Genomic DNA, 18,023 nt, shown 5'->3' on the forward strand with positions numbered 1-18,023 from the left:
GCCGTTCACAACAGCCGCGACGAATACAAGCAGGCTCTGCTCCTCAGCATTGACCGACTGGTGCAGGCCACCCCAACCGACGACGACAGCATTCACCCGCCCTGGGTCGCGCAGTCAATTCACAATGACACCCGCGAATTCTTCAATGCTGAACGGTGAGGGCCCAGCCCGGTCTACGGCCGCATCACGGCCCGGAAATCGCTGGGCAACGTGCTGACGCTTCACATTCGGATGTGACAGGCAGAGCTCCAGCAGACGAGGAAAGGAGTCAGCAGTGGGTCACGAAAAGGTGGTCAAGATTGGACTCCTGTACCGGCCCAATGATGGCGCGCGGTTTGCTCTCGTTTCAGTAGGCAAGCGCAACTCACGCAGTTTCCAGTACCGGGCCACCGTTTCCTCCAGCCTCAAAGTCTGGGGAGGCAGGCTCACGCCCCAGCAAGCCCATGAAACCTTCTCCCATCACGAAACGGTTCCCCCGTTCAGCATACCCAGGAGGTCAGCGCATGAACACAACTCTGACGAACAGCAAAACGCATGGCACAATGAAAAGGGCCTGTCCACGGCGGACAGGCCCACTCCCCTCAGACAGAGGTAAAGGAGCGCGGCGAGTATATATGAAAGAAGAGAAGACCCTCAACCAGTGGCGCAAAGAACGCGGCCTGGGGGTGGACGAGCTGGCGGAACGTGCCGGAGTGGGACGCAGCATTGGCAGTTGGCTCTACGGCGGCAAGGTCCCCAAGCTGAAGGCGAGCCTGGCGCTGGCTGGGGCGTTGGGTGTCGAAGTGACCCAGATCCGTTGGGGCGAGAAAGAAGAGCCCCAGCCCGTCCCCGCGATGCCGCCGCGAGCGGAGGTCAAGGGCAACCGCAGCTCGGTCACCCGTGAACAATACGAGATGGCAAAGGTGTGGGTAGAGGCGGGCCATAGCCACTCTGAAGCTGCCGACGCCATGGGCGTGAGCCGCGAGACCTATTACAAGGCGCTCCGCCGGTTTGCAGAAGAGGACGCTCCTCAGAAGGCCGACAGGGGGCCAACCCCCAAAGCTGCCGGGTCCAAGCCCCGAACGCCCAAAGCCGAGGCCGCCAAAGCCGTCTCATGACGCCGTGTGTTTTACGACATTTAGGAGGGTTTTACGACAACACTTTACGAGACCTATCCGGGCGACTGAGACGCTCGGCCTTTTTTTGCCGACGGGCACGCCAATGGCTGTAAATTATCTTGACTTTTGAGATGTCGTAAAATCTTTATTTTACGACACTTGAAATCAAGACATGATATTCTGGTTGCAGCGAAACAAGGAGAATTGATCCGTGACCGACTTGCCCGACACTCCATCCACAGCCCTCGCCGATCTTCTGGAGCGGTGCGGCAAGACCCGCTCAGAAGCTGAAGCCCTGGCCGCCGAAATGGTGCAGCGGCAACGCGCCGTCGATCCCGGTTGCACCTGGGGCCACATTCACCCCGAACAAATCGCGGGCCTGTGGAACCAGGCCGCCAAGCACGGCAAGAGGAAACTGGTGCTGGAGATCACTGCCGACGCGCCAACTTACGAAGAGTGGATCGGGGGGCAGATCCAGGTCACCGTCAAAGGCGCGCAGACCTGGGGCGATTACAAGCAAGAGCAGCAGGACGCCTGCGACAAGGAAGTGAACTGATGCAGGGTGTGATCGGCCAGGACCAGGGTGCGCCCACCGGCCCCGGACAATCCAAGATGTACGCGCTGAGACGGTACAACCCCAAGCCAGAGTGGCCAAATGGTTCTCTGTACGGCAGAAGCCAGGATTTGGAAAGCTTGAAGGGCCAATGCGATCTGTACAACAAGCAAAGCGCCCTAGACGACGGCTTCAAGCAGTGGTGGATTACAGACGGCCAGGGCAAGATCATCTATCCCCTGGAAACCAAGTCCAGCGTCTACACCTCACCCGCCGCAGAGTCGGATGAGGTCTCACAGTCCTTCCAGGAGATGCGGGCGTTCAGGTCGGCCAGTGCTTTGCACGACTTCCTCTTCCTGACCAAAGATGTGGACGAACAGGTGAAGGCCGAACGCCTGTGCTCACTGGCAAGCGAGCTGGAACTGACCGCCGAACATCTCCGCAAGCTGCTGGAGTTAGAGCAGCGATGAAACCCTGTGCGATTGCCGCCCGCTGGAAAGACCAGATCCCGACCACCACTGCGCACCTGCTGGAGCTGCACGTCAACCACGGCTCAGGGGTCCTCTCCGGCTTTTCCCTGGACCTGCTGAGTGGTGAGGCATTCAGGGCTGTGTGCAGCGCCGACGCCGAGAATCGTGCCAGGCTGGGGGCGCTGCTGGCAATGGTGGCTCAGGATTTCCCGCTGACGTGCTACGGCAGCCGGGAAGCCGTCTTGCAGTGGCAGGGACTAAAGCACACCCCGCCCTTGACGGTGCCGGATTCGTGGACGGCCACCGTCGAGGAGCTGCGCCGCGAGGGACCGCAGTACGGGGAGCCAGAGGGGAAATCAGCATTAGGGGAGCTTCACTGATGACGGCCACCACGCACACCCCCTCGGTGCTGACCGATGTGCTGAAAGGTTTCGCGGGCTACCTCAAGCGGGAAGAGGGCTTGAGTCCAGGGACCATCCGGCAGTACGGAGCCGATTGCTCACGGCTGGCGAACTGGCTGGCCGAACACCGTCTACAGATCACGAGTTGGAGCGACGTGAGGGCGCGTGACCTGCGGGCTTATGTCGATCAGCAGGAGCCGGAGCCAGCGCGCAACCGCCGTTTGCTTGCCAGTTGGCGCAAGTTGTGGACCTATCTCAGCGACGTGGAGGGCCTGACCATGCACCCCGGTCCCACCGAGATCAAGCGGGTCAAGTTGCCCAGCCGCCAGCCCCAGTACCTGACTCCCGGCGAGGTCTCCCGCCTGCTGGGTGCGGTGGACGGTGCAAGCCCGGAGCAGACGAAGCGGAACAAGGCCGTTGTTGCTTTCCTCTACGGGACGGGTTGCCGGATTGCCGAAGCCCTGAGCCTGACCGTGGACAAGGTAGAGGACAACTTTGACGGAACGCCTCACAAAATACGGGTGATCGGCAAGGGGAACAAGGAGCGCACGATCTACCTCTCCCCTACTGCCCAGCGGGTCTTGAAAGAGTGGCTGGCCTACCGTCAGCTCTACATCGCCGAGGGCCTCACCGTGTTCTGTCATCTGCGGGGCCAGAAGCAGGGACAGGCGATCACGGCGCGCAGCATTGAGCGCGTGGTCCAGACCGCAGGCGTGCGGGCAGGTTTGGCTCCCGAAAAATGCACGCCGCACAAGCTCCGGCACTCGCATGCCACGGCACTGGTGAAGGCGGGGCGCCGATTGGAGGAAGTGCAGGAGATTTTAGGGCATGAGAGCATTGCCACCACCCGGATCTATGCCCACCTGGAGCCGGAACGCCTGGCGGCGGCGGCGGCCAGCTTGCCGGACATTCTTTGAGTGTGTGCAGCCTGGTGTCGCAGAACCGATGAAGATTCAGTCGTCGATTGCGACAATATATTCCTGTATAAATATCATAGTACAGCAATATACCTGCACTGAAATATATTTCTGTATAAGTATCATAATACAAGAATATATCCACACTGAAATATATTCTTGTATAAATATCTTAGTACAGAAAAATATTCGCATTAAAATATATTCCTGTATGGGTAGGATGACTTAGAGCCAGGCCTTACAGGTGTAAAGCGATGTGCTTGTGCTATCGCAGGCGGCGTACAAGAACGCTTCGCCTGACCGTTTGCTGCTGGCAATCAACCAGAACGACGTGTCGCTTTTGCCTGCCTCATACCTCTGCCCGGACAACTTTGAGCGTTCAATGCTGGTTCACTGCCTGGATCTAGAGAATATTCAAAGCTCTTTCCCAGAGATCCCCGGTTGCGTGAATCCCGCCTGCTCATGGTTTATGAAGCAGAAAGCCTTGGTGAATTGCGCCACCTTTCGGTCCAGGAAGGTGTGGTCTGTCGCGGTCACCGTCTGCTGGTCCTGGGCTGCGGCCGAGGCACCAAGCGAAAGGGCCGCGATGGGGTGACAAGGTGCGGTTTCGTGACGGCCAGCATAGCGGTAAAGAGGGAAGCGGAACAGTAGATGGTCTGTAAAAATATATTCGTATATAAATACACTATTGTGCGAATATCTCTCTATATAAAAATAGTTGTACATTTACGTACTAACACAATAATATATTCTTATGAAAATGATCGCGGTGCTGTCGAAGAAGGGCGGCGTGGGGAAGACGCTGCTAAGCATGGGGCTGGCTCAGACGCTTGCTGTACATGGGAAGCATACGGTGGTCATCGACCACGACCCGGAAGGGAGTGCGATTGGCTGGCGTTTCAATGCCGAGGAAAATGGGCGTGACTTGCCCTACCAGGTGCTTGCGCCTGTCGATGTGGTGGCGGCGGCGGCAGCAGAATATGTGGTGGTGGATACCCCGCCCAACGACGTGGGGACGTTGCAACAGGTGGCCACCCGCGCAGATTACATCGTCATTCCGGTCCTGCCAGGGAGCGGCGAAGTGGACCGCTTGCAAGAGACCGTCCGGGCCATCGCCGCCGTGCAGGAGAAACTCAAAGCGGGGGTCCACATCGGTTTTGTCCTAAACCGTATGGAACACAACAATCTGGCCGCTGCCATGCCCGAGGTGATGGAAAATCTCAATTACCCCGTGATCGCGCAGCTTGCCAGAAGCGTGGACTATCAGCGTGCTTTTGGGGGCGTCATCCCTCAACACCTGACCACGCCTTTTGCCCAGATTCTGGAGGAGCTGGAAATTCTATGACAACGAAGAAAAAGACCACCGACTTGAGTTCCATGTTGGGAACGGCCAAACGGGCCAGTGATGTTCCGCGGCCACAGGTAGACGTCAAGCCAGAGGTGGAGCACAAAGTCCCTGAGAAGCGCGTCACGCTGACCCTGAATGCCGAGCTGCACCGCAGGCTCAAGACGCTGGCCTCCAGTCGGGGCATCAAGGTGTCCGAGCTGACCGATGAGGTTGTGGGCCGTTATCTGAACGCTATCCAGGACCGCTGAAGGGGCCAGAGGTGATGGATGACAATGAACCCGAACGGATCTATGAGGCCGCGTGCCGACTGGTGCGTCAGGGGATCAGCGTCATTCCCACTGGCGGCGGCGTCAGCGTGCGGGCCAAGGAACCCCACACGCAGGCCCTGATCGCCTCCGGTCACACCTTCACCAACGATGATGGCGAGCTGCGGGCCAGTTGGAAACCGCTGCAGACCCAGCTCCCCACCGCGCAGGATCTCCAGACCTGGTACCTGCACAGCCGCGCACGCGGCCTGGCAGTGGTCACGGGTGAGTTGAGCGGTTACGTGGTCATTGATGTGGACCTGATGGGCTTGCCTCTCCTGCACAAACTGGGCTGGAAGCCGCATGTTGTCTCACCGAGCGGCGGCGCGCACCTGTATCTGCATCACCCTGGTTGGTTCGTGCCGTCCAACGCGAGCAAAAGCAAGAGAACCCTGCCTCCCGGCTTTGATGTGCGTGGCGACGGCGGCTACATTATGTTCCCGCCCAGCCGCAACCGCGAGGGCTTCTACCGCCGCACCGATGAACGCCGCAGACTTAGCGTCTGGGACATTCCTGAGGCGATCAGCGTGGCAGGGGAGACCTACCACCTCCGCGAGGCGCTGGGACTGACCCCACCCGCGCCGCAGGACTCCAGACCCGCCGAACGTCCTGACGTCCAGCCCTTTGACGCGGACGACGAACGCTGCCCCATGGCCCTGCTGCTGGACCGAGCCGCCGATTATGCACTGGAGAGCCGCAACAAAGGCGCCTTCATGCTGGGGCTGTGGGCCCATGCCAACGACTACAGCCGCGATGAAGCCATCCATGCCGCCGGGGAGTACACCGACATCGTGCAGGGCGTCAAGCGCACTCCCTTCACTTTGGACGAGGCCCGGAAAGCCGTTGCCAGCGCCTACACCTATCCTAAAAAAGACCGATGGCAGAAGCGGGAGGAACTGTTCCTATGACGACTCTTGAGAGTCTGCAGTATTGCGCCGTGTTGAGAGACACCATAGAAGGCTTGCAGGCTGGGAAAGACGTTCTGGGAATCGATATCAAATGTGAAGTTGAGAACGACTCAACGGGTGCAGAGCCAGCCGTTGCCGCGCCTGGAGGAGCTGTTGGAACTCGAAGCCTTTCGCCCGAAACGGGGCCGGGGTGCTGGGACGGCAGGAGCCGGGGCGCTGGCCGTGAGGCTGCACGAGCTGAGCCGGATCTTCCTGGCCGCCCGGTTGTACCTGTACGGCAAGGACGGTCAGCCTCCCAAGCAAGTCGTGATGCACCTGTGCGCCGAGCTGTTGGCCCGGTCCCTGGGCATCTGTGATAACACCCTGCGCGAGTGGACCGCCCAGCTCCAAGCCGCCGGCTACCTCTACGCCCGCGTGCACTTCAACCACCGCCACTCTGGATGGCGAGCGGGTCACGGCCATAGATGGGATGCTGTACGCCGTGCGCCTGGCCCCAGACCACACTGCCCGCCTGAGATACCGCGACTACAAACGCCAGTACCGGGACCTGGACACGGACCGGGCGGCAGTTCGCACGGCCCACAACGCGATCAGGAATGCCGAACAGCGCTTCGAGGAAGCCAGAATTGCAGAGTGCGTTATGAACGATGAAAATTTTATTGAGGGATCATCGGATCCCAGAGGGCAGATGCAGGCGGAACTGCTCGAACAGCTCCGTCGCTGGGTCGTTATTCCCGGCAACGTCACCACCTAAAACCCGTTAAAAGCTGACCCAGCACTAATTGGCGCAGATGAGGCCGAATGTCTCCTGAATGGCGTACAGGACGTGGTTTTCTTATTGCCCACTCTGCTCGAAGCGCGCAAGTCTAGGCGGGCGGCGCTGGTGGGCATCATGGGTACGGCCTTAGCACGGGATCTGAAGGACACCCACAGCCGGCTGTACTACTGCAAAGTGATCCGGCAGGCGTGGCAAGCGGAGATCGAGGGACGAAGTGGTTTGCAGGCGCTGGCGGCCCAATTGCAGTGCCTGGAGGTAGATAGACGCGAGTGGAAGGACCTCAGAAGCCGAGCCGCGTTACTCGCGGCTCGGCTTCGGGCGGCGTGACCTCGGACACATAAGGCAACTCGAATGCTTCATTGCTTCGCTTATCTGCCCCGCGTACCGTGCGCAGCAGATAAAATCCACGAATGAAGTCAGAGTGGCTCAGGTGGGATCTACATGTTCATAGTCCTGAATCTTTTGAACACCAATTTTCCTTTAATGACCCACAAGAGGCGGAATCTTACGGCAATGATATTTTTGCTAAATATCTTGATGTCTTAGAGGAAAGAATAGAAGTCGAATGTGTTGGTATTACCGATTACTTTTCTATAGATGGTTATCGTAAAGTTTATGAAGCCCGGAAGGCCGGCCGTCTCCAAAATTTTAAACTAGTTCTTCCTAATATTGAATTTCGTTTGACCAATATTCTAGAAATTGGACCAGATCGTAAACCGAAAAAGATCAACTTCCATGTTATTTTTAGTGATGAAATTGACCCTGACACTATTGAAAATGAGTTCTTATCCTCTCTTAATTTTTTAGATGATCGTAATTCAAAACATTCTTTAAGACGGGATAATCTTACTAAGTTTGGTCTTAAAATGCAGGGTATACAAAAGGAGTTTAAACAGAAAACCCCCTATGCAGCTGGATGTATTTGTGCCTCTATTGACCTAAATGATATTGTTACCTTACTTCGTGAAAAAGATAGTATATTTCAAGGACGATATCTTCTTGTGCTGGCTGCTGAAAACGTTTCTAAGATCACTTGGGGTTCTCAAGGTGATGTTACCCGGCGCCAACTTATGTCACATGCTGACGCTATTTTTACGGGTAGTTCTAGCGATCGCGACTTTCTACTTGGGAAAAAAGGCGAGAATTTTCAAACTGAATTTGGTAAAATCTGGCCTGTACTTCATGGTTCGGACGCTCATGATTTCGTAAGCTTGTTCAATCCGGATTTGAATCGCTACTGTTGGATCAAAGCTCAACCGACCTTTGAGGGCCTTAAACAAATTATTTACGAGCCTGAAGATCGTGTATGTATTAGTGAAGAACAGCCTAGATTCGCTCAATATAGTTTTGCTATTGACAAATTTTCTATTAGTCAATCCAATTTAGGTGAAAACATATCTATTAAAAAGACTGACCTTGATCTCAGTCGTGGCCTAGTGGCAGTTATTGGTGGTAAGGGTACCGGAAAAACAGCGCTTTTAGATCTCCTCGCTCACTCTTTCAATAGTAGACTCGCCTCTGAATTACCTGAAGGCGAACGACTGTCATCTTTTGTTGCTCGTAATACTAAAGGAAAATCTATTCCTGATCTAACAACTGCAATAGAGTTTGCAGATCAGTCTAAATTCTCTAAGAACATGAGGGATAATAATACTCACAGAGCTAGCATAACTTATCTCTCTCAGGGAAAAATTGATGAGTTTTCAAATGATTCAAATAAGTTGCAAATTCAGATTCGACGTATTATCTTCGATAAAATTAGATATACGAATAGAGATTTGACTGATGAATACGAATCTATCCAGAGCGAGATTAATAGCACAGTTAAAACTATAAATGATACTTTTGCTGATTTAAAAAGTATTTATTTTGAACTAGCACAATCTGATTTGAAATTTATAGATAATAGCATGATCGATAAAGCTGCTTCTATACGATCTATTGAATTGGAAATACAAGATCTATTGCAGAGGACAGAAGAATCTAAAGGTATTTACGATGAAATCCTTAAAAGACAAAACGTTTTTAGTAATCTTATACAAAAATATCGTTCTATTCGCTCTAATTTAAATTCACTTAAAAAGAAACTGCAAAGTTCAATAGGTATAGTTAGAGATACTGAAAGTTTAAATAATAATTTGTCTGAGCTGGGTATTGGATCTGGTATAGCTATTTTGAATATTGATGAAGTAAATAAAAACATCATAGATATTGATGTTTATATTATGGAGTTAATTCATAGAAATGAAGAGGACTTGAGATCAGTTCAGCAAGAAGTAGAGGCAATGTCAGTAGATAAAGATAAAATCGAGAGTCTACAGCAGCGGAAGGGAATAGAGTTGATTTCTCTTCAAGATTTGAAAGTACAGAGAGAAAGTTACATCGCCAATATAGAATCCACGGACGAAAAGAGGATCTATCAATATGAAAATATTGCTCGTTTGCTTAATCTTCAGCAGAATCTAAGAGATTGTTACTCAAGAATCATATCTGCTTATGCTGAGAATCTCCCCGAAATTTTAAGAAATATAGAGTTTTCGGCAGAGGTTCAAATCGAGTTTGATAAATGGGCTGAGGATATTGATGGATTATTTGATTCGAGAAAGGGTGTAACTCTGGAAAATATACAAAGCAATTTGGAATTAATGAAAGCAGAATACATTAATCCCTCTGTTGTAAATATACAAAATATTTATCAAAATATCATAGATAATGCAAAATCGCTTAAGAAAGGTAGATCGATCCAAGATATAGAAGCCAAATTATACGAGCTTCCTATTGGAATTAGCACAGGTATTTCATATTCTGGGATAGATATGGACAGCCTCTCCATGGGTCAGCGCGGTACAGTTCTTTTAAGTATATATCTAGCTGATGGAGATAATACCTTAGTAATTGATCAGCCTGAAGAGAATTTAGATAACAAGTACATCTACAATGTTCTAGTAGAGGCCATCAAAAGGGCAAAATTGAATCGTCAAATAATTATTGCTACTCATAACGCTAATCTCGTTATAAATACAGACGCAGAACAAATTGTTATTGCTGATTTCAAGAATAATGAAATATTCTATCAGTCCGGTACGATTGAAGATTCAATTATTCGCAAAGAGATCGCTCTTATACTGGAGGGAGGTGAAGAAGCTTTCAATAAGAGGGAAGTTAGATATAGTGCGAAATAATATCTAAACATTAAGTATAAAATGCTTGGGTATGGATAATATACCCAGCACCTAATTTATTTATCAGATGTAATTCTGAGATATTGATAGACCGTCTCTCTGCTAATCCCAAAGTCCATAGCAATGCTGGTCTTCGGCTCGCCATTCTCAGCGCGCTGCCGCAGATCATTGACCTGGACGGCGGTGAGCGTCTTCTTACGTCCCTTGTACATTCCCGCCTTCTTCGCTGCCGTGATGCCTTCACGCTGGCGCTCGCGGATCAATGCACGCTCAAACTCGGCGAAGGCTCCCATCACGCTCAACAGCAGCTTGGACATGGCCGAGTCTTCTCCAGTGAAGGTCAGACCTTCCTTGATGAACTCGACGCGGACACCTTTCTCCGTCAGCCTATTGACCAGGGCGCGGAGATCATCGAGGTTGCGGGCCAGGCGATCCATGCTGTGGATCACTACGGTGTCTCCCTCACGAGCATGACCGAGCAGAGCAGTCAATTGAGGACGGTTGGCGTTGCCGCCGCTGACCTTGTCGGTAAACACTTTGTCGAATGTCAGGCCTTCGAGCTGTCGAACAGTCTTCTGATCTTCAGAGCTGACGCGGGTGTACCCGAGACGATGGCCTCTCTTAGGGTTATTCATGGGTTCTCCTGTCAGGTTAGGGTCTAGACCCCGGCAGGATACTGTCAGGAAATCCCAAAATCAGCCCTATTCTGACGCATTATCAGGCCTTTCCCTGACGTCAGGTTGGGGTATACCCCAATCTGACAATCGATAAGAGCTGTCAAAGTTCTCAGAGTTATTTCCGCCCTTTAGTCTTCAGGTGCCGGTGGTCTGCAGAGACCACTTCCATTCCAGCCTGAATGGGCGAATACTTCCGTGCGTCATGCCGCAGCCTAAGAGACCATTGCATCCCCTCCAGGCCCGGCTCTCCCAGTGGCTGCTACACGAGGAAACCCCACACCAACCAGAAGGCTTCTACGAAGAGAACAAGGAAGCCAGCACGCACCAGCACAAGGAATCCTGGTGGAAAGTGATGTGCTTGACCGGTGTCGACTACTTCTCCACCCTGGGGTATCAACCGGGGATCGCGGCGCTGGCTGCCGGGAGCGTCGCCCCAATCGCCACGCTGGTGCTGGTGATCGTCACGCTGTTCGGGGCGCTGCCGATGTACCGCCGCGTGGCGGCAGAAAGTCCGCATGGCGACGGCTCGATCAGCATGTTGGAACGGTTGTTGTCGTACTGGCCCAGCAAACTGCTGGTCTTGATCCTGATCGGCTTTGTCGCCACCGGTTTCATCATCACCATCACTCTTTCGGCGGCGGATGCCTCGGCCCACCTGGTCGAAAACCCCTTGCTGAATGCCACTTTGAGCGGCAAACAAGTGGGCATAACGCTGATCTTGCTGCTGCTCCTTGGCGCCGTCTTCCTGAAAGGGTTCAAGGAAGCCATCGGCATCGCCGTGATCCTGGTCGGTGTGTACCTGGCCCTCAGCTTGGCCGTGTTGGTCAAGGGCTTTGGGCTCATCGCTGCCCAACCGGAACTGCTCACCAACTGGCAGACGGCCCTAAGCGCCGGCTTTCATTCCCCACTGGCCCTGATCGGTGCGGCGCTGCTCGTCTTCCCGAAGCTGGCATTGGGTCTCTCTGGCTTCGAGACTGGCGTGCTGGTGATGCCGCTGGTGAAAGGGGACGCCACAGATACCGAGGAAGCCCCCATGGGACGGATTCGCAATGGGAAGAAACTGCTGACCACGGCCGCGCTGATCATGAGCGTGATGCTGGTGGGTTCCTCCCTGGTGACCACCCTGCTGATTCCCCGACACGAGTTCTGGGCGGAGACCACCATCACGAGTGAGATCGGGTCCGCTGATCTTCAACGCGGTGTGGCCGTCGTGAATGTGCCTCTGGACTCCCAGACGAACCCGCGGGAGATCTATGCCTTTCACCTGCCGCCGGACCGAACGGGGCAATATACCTTCAGGGCTGACACGGTGGGGGGCCCAATTGACTTGGCGGTGCAGGTGAACCCGACTGGCCCCACCACCCGGGTTCAGGTGGATACCCCTTCGGGCGCGGCCAACGGCCGCGCCCTGGCGTACGTGGCCCACGAGCGGCTGGGGGAAGGCTTTGGCACGGTCTATGACGTCTCGACCATCCTGATTCTGTGGTTCGCCGGGGCTTCGGCCATGGCAGGCCTGCTCAATATCGTGCCGCGTTTCCTGCCCAGGTACGGCATGGCCCCGGAATGGAGCCGTGCCCATCGCCCACTGGTGCTGCTGTACACCGTGATCGGCGTTCTGGTGACGGTGGCGTTTAAGGCCAATGTGGACAATCAAGCAGCGGCGTACGCCACCGGAGTTCTGGCCATGATGACCAGCGCCGCCGTGGCCGTCACCCTGATCTCCATTCGGCGTCACCAGCGCACTGAAGCTATCGCCTTCGGTCTGATCAGCCTGATCTTTATTTACACCAGCGCAGTGACCATCCTGAGTGACCCCAAAGGGCTCTACATCGCCCTGGTCTTCATCGCAGCGGTGCTGGTGACGGGCATCAGTTCCCGCATCTCCCGTTCGTTCGAGTTGCGGGTCAGCAACGTGATTCTGGACGATTCAGCCAGGGAACTGTTGAAACAGTTTCCACTGCGGCCCCTGCGGCTGGTGTCCCATCACCCCGGCCGCGTGACCCTGGACGAATACCGCAAGCAGGAACTGCGGGTGCGGCAGATGGTCCACTTGCCTGACGATGAACCCTTCATTTTCCTGGAGGTCGACGTGGAAGATGCCAGTGAATTCACTGATGTGGTCGAGGTCTCCGGCCTCATGATCGGGTCGTATGGCATCCTAAAAGCTCGTGGTTCCAGCATACCCAACACCATCGCGGCCTTGATGCTGCATTTGCGCGGCAAGGGTGCGCCGCCACAGGTGTACATGCGCTGGACCGAAGAAGACCCCGTTCATTTGCTGCTGGACTTTATTGTGGGCGGACGTGGGGACGTGCCGCCAGTCACGCATGAGATTCTGCGCCGCGCTGAACCAGATCGGGATCGCCGTCCAATCGTTCACATCGGTGGCTAAAGTTGTGGTGCTGGCTTCTGGTCAGTAGGGGAATCGGAAAGGCCGACCCCATTGCCAACCGAAGTTAGCTTTGGGGCCTGATTTCTGGTAAACGGCCTTACCGAAAAGGCCTCTGTGCTCCCATGCGGCTGGTGCCCAGGGCCTTCCTGTGCAAGGCCCTGCTCAGTGCCGGTCAGCTGTCGGACGTGTGCCAGAAAATATTACGCGTAACACTTGCCTTCACCCGGCCACAACGTTGCGCGGCTGTCAGAGCACGCTTCATAGGATGTCGGCCATGCTCCGGCAAGACACTGGCCTCATACAAGCACCTCAGAGCGCGTCCAAGGACCAGCGCTAAGCCGCCATGGCCCGTGCCGTGCCCTATGCCGCCACACCGGACGGCGGCCTGGTCCTGCCCGCGGACGCCGTGGCAGGCCAGCCTTACGTGTGCTTACAGTGCGGGGAGCCAGTGTCGTTCCGCCGCGCGCACCTGCGGGCCGGAAAGGGGGTAGAGGCCCACTTCTCCCACCGTCCTGGGAGTGCCTGCGCCGGGGAGAGCGTGACCCACCTCGCAGCCAAGTGGCGGCTGCACGACGCGCTCAGCCGCCGCGAGCGGCCGTTCGTCCTGCGCCGCCACTGCGCTCGCCTGTGGTGCGAGGCCACGCTCGACCAGCCGTGGGACGCTGAGCCCTACGACGTGGCCTGCACCGAGGTCCCGCTTGGCCCGTACCGCCTGGACGTCGCTGCGCTGCAGGGCGAGCGCGTCGTGACCGGGTACGAGATCTTCCACAGCCACCGCGTGAGTACGGCCAAGGCAGCGGGGCTGCCGGTGCCGTGGATCGAACTGCAGGCCAAGGCCACCGTGGAGGACCCCTACGTCTTGCAGCCGGTGCTGGAGGCGCAGCTGAGCGCGGCAGCCCACGCCACCCTGCGCGTCAGGCTGCGGGCGAGCCGCGTCAACGTGCCCGCCACACTCAACCACCGCATGAGGGCCGGGGAGCTGCTGATCGAGCCGGGTAACCCCCGCATGCTGCCCATGCAGCTGATCGAGCCGCTGTTTCACTCGCACCTCGAGCAGGCCAGTGGGCTTGAACCGTGGCACTGCCCGACGTGTGAGGCCGCGTGGACGCGCCACGCCCTGCTGGTCCTGGAATTTGCCAGACGCGCACGGGAGCAGGCCCTTCGGAACGAGCAGTACCAGCGCGAGCAGGCCGCCGCCGCTGAGGTGGAATTGGCCCGGCAGCGTGAAGTGTTCGGCCCACGGCTCAAAACCGCCTTTCACCAGCATGAAGTGGTGTTCTTTGAGCGCCTCGCGTCCACCATGCGCTTCGCGTGGCGGTACGTGCCGTATCCGGAGCAGCTGGCCGAGCATTTCCAGGCGTGCCCCGAGGAGCTGCTGATCGCCCGGCGCTGCGGTTCGTGCCACCGGCCGATCCTGTGTGTGGACACCAACCAGCGGCTGGGCCGGGCCCAGGGGTACTTCCCGATGATCGCCCTCCAGCGGCTCGACGGTCGGGCGCACGGCGTGCTGGTCTCGGTCTGCCTGCACTGCGGCGCCCGCCAGCGCTTCCTGGGCCAGTACGAGGGCACGCACGTCAGACTGTGGGCGCACCAGCTGCTGCGCTGGCGTGAAGCGTTCGAGGACTGAGCATGCAGAGGCTCGTAGCCGCGCTTCAATACAATTTCCTCATTCTTACCTGCACCGTAACGGCAACCGTCCAAATCAGGCACTCTCCGAAAATATCGAAGCGGTGGTCGCTGAGTCTCACGATTGCGGCAAGCCTTATTGATAACGACATAAGTTGGCCCTGGTCTGCGCAATCCCCGTCCATCAGCCAGGTGGGATGGGTGACCGCCCTTCACAACAGGCAACGCCAAGTGGAAGGTTCGGCTTATAACCTGTCTCAGATGTCTGAAACCGTTTTTGACCGGATCTTGCGTGGTGAACTTCCTGCTCACGTCGTCGCAGAAGACGCCGAGACGTTCGCCTTCCTCGATATCCATCCCGCTGCGCCTGGACACACGCTGGTGATTCCCAAACGACCCGCCCGTGACCTGCTGGATGCAGAGGCAGATTCGGTGGCGGCGGTCGCAAGAATGGTGCAGCGGGTCGCCAAGCTGCTTGACCTGACGTTCGCGCCCGATGGGATCACCGTCCTTCAGAGCAACCGCCCCGCGGCGGGGCAAGAGGTGTTCTACTACCACGTCCATGTCATTCCCCGCACTCAAGGCGACGAGGTGAGCATCGGCTATCGGGTGTTCACGGAGCTGGACCTCGCGGACGTGGCACAACGGCTGCGGGATGCTCAGACGGCTTCGTCGCCGCGCACCGAGGCACCCATCAGCTGAAGAGGAAGCCCGATGTACCGGATGCGCTGCCAGGCAACCATAAGCTTCGCTTTCAGCACGGCGACAGAACGGGCACAGAAGTTCCCCAGCACATTCCGTTTGACATACGCCCACACCCGCTCAATGGGATTGAGTTCTGGGGCGTACGGTGGCAGGAAGACCAACGACAGGCGTTCGTGCAACTGCACGAACGCCTGGGTTGCCTTCGCTCGATGAATGCCCGCGTTATCGAGCACGACCACGATCTCCCCCTGAATGTGACGCAGGAGATGCCGCAAGAACTGGATGACGTCCGCACTGCGGATGGCGCCGGACTTTGTGTGCTGAAAGAAGCGCCCGTCCGACGTAATGGCCCCAATTGTGGAGAGCTTCTCCCAGTTCGCCGGGAGCGTGACCAGGGGCGTGACGCCTCTGGTCGACCACGTGCGTCGCCGCACGCCTTTCAGCGAGAAGCCGACCTCATCCAAGTACACGATGGTCGCGCCCTGAGCGACCTTTTTTTCCCAGCTCCGGCGCAACCTGTTCTTTCCACGATGCGATCCGGAGTTCATTCCGCTCAGCCGCGCGTCCGTCCGGCATCTGAGGCGTGAAGCCCAGCTGACGAAGAATTCTGCGCACGTGGTCGTGGTGGTACCACACGTCGAACTTCCGCCCGATCAGGTCAGTGACTCGCCGGGTGGTCCAAGTCTCGTCGGGAAAGCCGTGCTGCAGAGCACCCTCCCGCAGGAGGGTGCGGACCTGGTCGAGCTGGCTGGCGGTGAGTCGAGAGGGGCGTCCAGTGGTCACTGTCGCCTGAAGACTGCCGGTGCGTTTCAGCTGCTTTTTCCAGTTGCCGACAGTGTGCACGGAAACGCCAAAGTGCTGGGCGATCTCTTGTTGTGACTGGGCTCCTTGTTGAATCCAGGAGATTGCGGCCAGCCGGCGTTCTTCAAGCTGGGCACGGGAGTACTTGGACGGATGCCATTCGGCCACGCCGTCAGCCTATCAGGCTGCACTTATGCCGCTATCAATAGTACAGCTTGCCGCAGCGTCCTGACTGCTCATGCAGCGAAATACTTTAGAACGCGGGCGACCTGGGCGTGGTTCCAGCTCTGGCCATTTCGCGAGCGGTGACCCTCGGCATTGAGCTGAGCGGCGATCTCGCGCAGGGACATGCCAGTCTGGCGCATCAACCGGATGTAACCGTTCAGCGAGGTGTAGGCCAACCGTGCTTTGCGGGCCGTGGTGGCTCGGCCAGCTTCTCGGCACGTTTCAGACATGGGTAGTGGGCTGCCCAACTTGGCGCCACGTGCCTTAGCTGCGGCTAGAGCGTCGCGGGTCCGGGTGCCGATCAGCCGAGCCTCATGCTCGGCCAGCGCCGCCATGATGTGCACCGTCAGTTCCGTTGCATCCGGCATGTCGCATGCCACGAAGGGTGTACGCGCTTCCATCAAGGAGCTGATGAAGGCGACATTGCGGGCCAGCCGGTCCAGCTTGGCGATCACCAGGGTAGCCCCCGCCTGACGTGCTGTCTCCAGTGCCGCTCTCAGCTGGGGGCGGTCTCGCTTTGCAGTCTCGGTTTCGATCTCGATCACTTCCTGAATGACGTCGAGATTGCGGGAACGGGCGAAGACGGTCACGGCGTGGCGTTGGGCTTCGAGGCCGAGACCGCTCTGCCCCTGCTTGGTGGAGACGCGGTAGTAGGCGACGGCAGGCGGCATTGCTTAGAGTGTAGCAGTTTAGAAATGGGCGTTATTGAAGTGCTACAACATATCCGCCACGCCAATGACACGAGCTATAAGATTCGGAGCGTGACCCTGAAACGGTTTTTTAATCGCTCCGAAGAGGCGACCAACAGTGAACTATATGCCTTAGCACAAAAACTTGGCCTACGCCTTCAGCCTAAGGCCAAACTCTCAGATGTATTTAAAATTGATAATTCTGGAATTTCAGATGAGGAGTTTCGATATGCTTTGATGGCACATTTTGACTTCCTTGTTATGGACGAAGATTGGATGCCCCTCTTTGTCGTTGAATTTGATGGACCCACTCACCAATCTTCAGAACAAATTGAGCGAGATAAAAAGAAGGACAAGCTTTGCAAGCAATTTGGATTGTCAATTTTAAGAATTGACTCCAAATTTATCAGGACAGAAGTAAGGCAGATGTCTCTCCTAGCCTGGCTGTGCAAGATATGGTTGTTTGAAAGGGATTTTTCGCAAGCGCAGGAGCAAGGAGCCATCCCATCTGACGAACCTTTTCTATGGTTCAGTGTAATGAGCGAAGAGGCGGGGCAGCCAGTAACCTATCCATATGACATATCATTGCCGTCTCGACTATATTTAATCGAGCTTTTTAAAGCAAGCAAAACAAGAAGTTCAGCTCCATTGATTACCACATATGAAACTGCCGATGTTGTATATGCTGAATGTTTTTTCCGCCTTACTGATGATCTTGTTGCGATGAGCCAATCATCTGTCAAACAATTTAAGTTTCGCGGCATCGCTCCTTGTGAGGTTGCTGAGGAATTAGCCGTCATCCAGATTGCTGAAAATATTAAGGAAATTTTTCAGGGCCGTGCTGAAGCGATGCCTATGAGCCACGCCAGGGCGCGTTTGTCTGCGATAGAGGATAAGCCTGAGTTCCGCAAGAACGGGGAAATATGGTCATAAAATGGTCGTGCTGCCT

The 18,023-nt window shown here is 55.8% G+C and carries 20 protein-coding genes; 15 read left to right on the forward strand and 5 right to left on the reverse strand.

The window, feature by feature from the left end; genetic code table 11:
* Positions 1 to 614 precede the first annotated feature (614 nt).
* The 5 genes from HNQ08_RS26050 to HNQ08_RS26070 all read left to right on the forward strand — a co-directional run bounded on the left by HNQ08_RS26050 (position 615) and on the right by HNQ08_RS26070 (position 3,438).
* The gene (locus tag HNQ08_RS26050) at positions 615 to 1,097 is read left to right on the forward strand and encodes a helix-turn-helix domain-containing protein (RefSeq protein ID WP_184138203.1); all 483 of its coding nucleotides are present in this window, start codon (positions 615 to 617) and stop codon (positions 1,095 to 1,097) included.
* A 211-nt stretch (positions 1,098 to 1,308) separates the two neighbouring features.
* A complete protein-coding gene (locus HNQ08_RS26055; RefSeq protein ID WP_184138205.1) occupies positions 1,309 to 1,653 on the forward strand; it encodes a hypothetical protein in 345 nt (114 codons plus the stop codon).
* The gene (locus HNQ08_RS26060) at positions 1,653 to 2,120 is read left to right on the forward strand and encodes a hypothetical protein (protein ID WP_184138207.1); all 468 of its coding nucleotides are present in this window, start codon (positions 1,653 to 1,655) and stop codon (positions 2,118 to 2,120) included. Before HNQ08_RS26055 ends, HNQ08_RS26060 begins: the two co-directional genes overlap by 1 nt.
* Positions 2,117 to 2,500 carry a hypothetical protein gene (locus tag HNQ08_RS26065; protein ID WP_184138209.1) on the forward strand — a complete coding sequence of 128 codons (384 nt, stop codon included), beginning with the start codon at positions 2,117 to 2,119 and terminating at the stop codon, positions 2,498 to 2,500. Before HNQ08_RS26060 ends, HNQ08_RS26065 begins: the two co-directional genes overlap by 4 nt.
* The gene (locus HNQ08_RS26070) at positions 2,500 to 3,438 is read left to right on the forward strand and encodes a tyrosine-type recombinase/integrase (RefSeq protein WP_184138217.1); all 939 of its coding nucleotides are present in this window, start codon (positions 2,500 to 2,502) and stop codon (positions 3,436 to 3,438) included. Before HNQ08_RS26065 ends, HNQ08_RS26070 begins: the two co-directional genes overlap by 1 nt.
* A 414-nt stretch (positions 3,439 to 3,852) precedes the next feature.
* On the opposite strand, the gene HNQ08_RS26075 is transcribed toward HNQ08_RS26070, so the two are convergent.
* Positions 3,853 to 4,164, reverse strand: a complete 312-nt coding sequence (locus HNQ08_RS26075) for a hypothetical protein (protein WP_184138219.1) — start codon at positions 4,162 to 4,164, stop codon at positions 3,853 to 3,855.
* A 28-nt stretch (positions 4,165 to 4,192) separates the two neighbouring features.
* On the opposite strand from HNQ08_RS26075, the gene HNQ08_RS26080 reads away from it, so the two are divergent.
* Genes HNQ08_RS26080 through HNQ08_RS26090 form a run of 3 tightly spaced genes read left to right on the forward strand, consistent with a single transcriptional unit; the run spans position 4,193 to position 5,999 of the window.
* Positions 4,193 to 4,783 (forward strand): ParA family protein, encoded by a 591-nt coding sequence (locus HNQ08_RS26080; protein WP_184138221.1) that lies wholly within the window; start codon positions 4,193 to 4,195, stop codon positions 4,781 to 4,783.
* On the forward strand, positions 4,780 to 5,034 hold the full coding sequence (locus HNQ08_RS26085) for a ribbon-helix-helix domain-containing protein (RefSeq protein WP_184138223.1): 255 nt from the start codon (positions 4,780 to 4,782) through the stop codon (positions 5,032 to 5,034). The genes HNQ08_RS26080 and HNQ08_RS26085 overlap by 4 nt, the downstream gene beginning before the upstream one ends.
* Positions 5,035 to 5,048: 14 nt before the next feature.
* Positions 5,049 to 5,999: a bifunctional DNA primase/polymerase gene (locus HNQ08_RS26090; RefSeq protein WP_184138225.1), complete on the forward strand. Its 951-nt coding sequence runs from the start codon at positions 5,049 to 5,051 to the stop codon at positions 5,997 to 5,999.
* 87 nt (positions 6,000 to 6,086) lie between these two features.
* Here the strand turns inward: HNQ08_RS26090 and HNQ08_RS26095 are convergent, their stop codons facing one another.
* Positions 6,087 to 6,461 carry a hypothetical protein gene (locus tag HNQ08_RS26095; RefSeq protein ID WP_184138227.1) on the reverse strand — a complete coding sequence of 125 codons (375 nt, stop codon included), beginning with the start codon at positions 6,459 to 6,461 and terminating at the stop codon, positions 6,087 to 6,089.
* Positions 6,462 to 6,468: 7 nt separating this feature from the next.
* On the opposite strand from HNQ08_RS26095, the gene HNQ08_RS26100 reads away from it, so the two are divergent.
* From HNQ08_RS26100 to HNQ08_RS26110, 3 genes are all read left to right on the forward strand, one after another.
* The gene (locus HNQ08_RS26100) at positions 6,469 to 6,753 is read left to right on the forward strand and encodes a BAR domain-containing protein (protein WP_184138229.1); all 285 of its coding nucleotides are present in this window, start codon (positions 6,469 to 6,471) and stop codon (positions 6,751 to 6,753) included.
* A gap of 72 nt (positions 6,754 to 6,825) precedes the next feature.
* Positions 6,826 to 7,104 carry a hypothetical protein gene (locus tag HNQ08_RS26105; RefSeq protein ID WP_184138231.1) on the forward strand — a complete coding sequence of 93 codons (279 nt, stop codon included), beginning with the start codon at positions 6,826 to 6,828 and terminating at the stop codon, positions 7,102 to 7,104.
* 83 nt (positions 7,105 to 7,187) lie between these two features.
* Positions 7,188 to 9,959 (forward strand): TrlF family AAA-like ATPase, encoded by a 2,772-nt coding sequence (locus HNQ08_RS26110; RefSeq protein ID WP_184138233.1) that lies wholly within the window; start codon positions 7,188 to 7,190, stop codon positions 9,957 to 9,959.
* A 56-nt stretch (positions 9,960 to 10,015) separates the two neighbouring features.
* On the opposite strand, the gene HNQ08_RS26115 is transcribed toward HNQ08_RS26110, so the two are convergent.
* Entirely contained in the window at positions 10,016 to 10,594 is a 579-nt protein-coding gene (locus HNQ08_RS26115; RefSeq protein ID WP_184138235.1) for a recombinase family protein, read from the reverse strand.
* A gap of 244 nt (positions 10,595 to 10,838) precedes the next feature.
* Between HNQ08_RS26115 and HNQ08_RS26120 the strand changes: the two genes are divergently transcribed.
* The 3 genes from HNQ08_RS26120 (at position 10,839) to HNQ08_RS26130 (ending at position 15,356) form a co-directional block, all read left to right on the forward strand.
* Positions 10,839 to 13,028, forward strand: a complete 2,190-nt coding sequence (locus HNQ08_RS26120) for an APC family permease (protein WP_184138237.1) — start codon at positions 10,839 to 10,841, stop codon at positions 13,026 to 13,028.
* Positions 13,029 to 13,371: 343 nt separating this feature from the next.
* The gene (locus HNQ08_RS26125; RefSeq protein ID WP_184138239.1) at positions 13,372 to 14,655 is read left to right on the forward strand and encodes a competence protein CoiA family protein; all 1,284 of its coding nucleotides are present in this window, start codon (positions 13,372 to 13,374) and stop codon (positions 14,653 to 14,655) included.
* Between the two features lie 260 nt (positions 14,656 to 14,915).
* Positions 14,916 to 15,356, forward strand: a complete 441-nt coding sequence (locus HNQ08_RS26130; protein ID WP_184138241.1) for an HIT family protein — start codon at positions 14,916 to 14,918, stop codon at positions 15,354 to 15,356.
* Here HNQ08_RS26130 and HNQ08_RS27225 read toward each other — a convergent pair.
* Together HNQ08_RS27225 and HNQ08_RS26140 are read right to left on the reverse strand one after the other, a co-directional pair.
* A protein-coding gene (locus tag HNQ08_RS27225; RefSeq protein WP_189366237.1) for an IS630 family transposase occupies positions 15,314 to 16,328 on the reverse strand; the annotation gives its coding sequence in 2 pieces (ribosomal slippage) (positions 15,314 to 15,859 and positions 15,861 to 16,328; 1,014 coding nt in all). The two genes, HNQ08_RS26130 and HNQ08_RS27225, sit on opposite strands and share 43 nt — an antisense overlap.
* A gap of 68 nt (positions 16,329 to 16,396) precedes the next feature.
* Complete coding sequence (locus HNQ08_RS26140; protein ID WP_184138243.1) at positions 16,397 to 17,056, reverse strand: recombinase family protein; 660 nt, start codon at positions 17,054 to 17,056, stop codon at positions 16,397 to 16,399.
* 90 nt (positions 17,057 to 17,146) lie between these two features.
* Between HNQ08_RS26140 and HNQ08_RS26145 the strand changes: the two genes are divergently transcribed.
* Positions 17,147 to 18,007: a DUF2726 domain-containing protein gene (locus HNQ08_RS26145; protein ID WP_184138245.1), complete on the forward strand. Its 861-nt coding sequence runs from the start codon at positions 17,147 to 17,149 to the stop codon at positions 18,005 to 18,007.
* Positions 18,008 to 18,023 lie beyond the last annotated feature (16 nt).

The organism is Deinococcus humi (assembly GCF_014201875.1).
GTDB lineage: Bacteria > Deinococcota > Deinococci > Deinococcales > Deinococcaceae > Deinococcus > Deinococcus humi.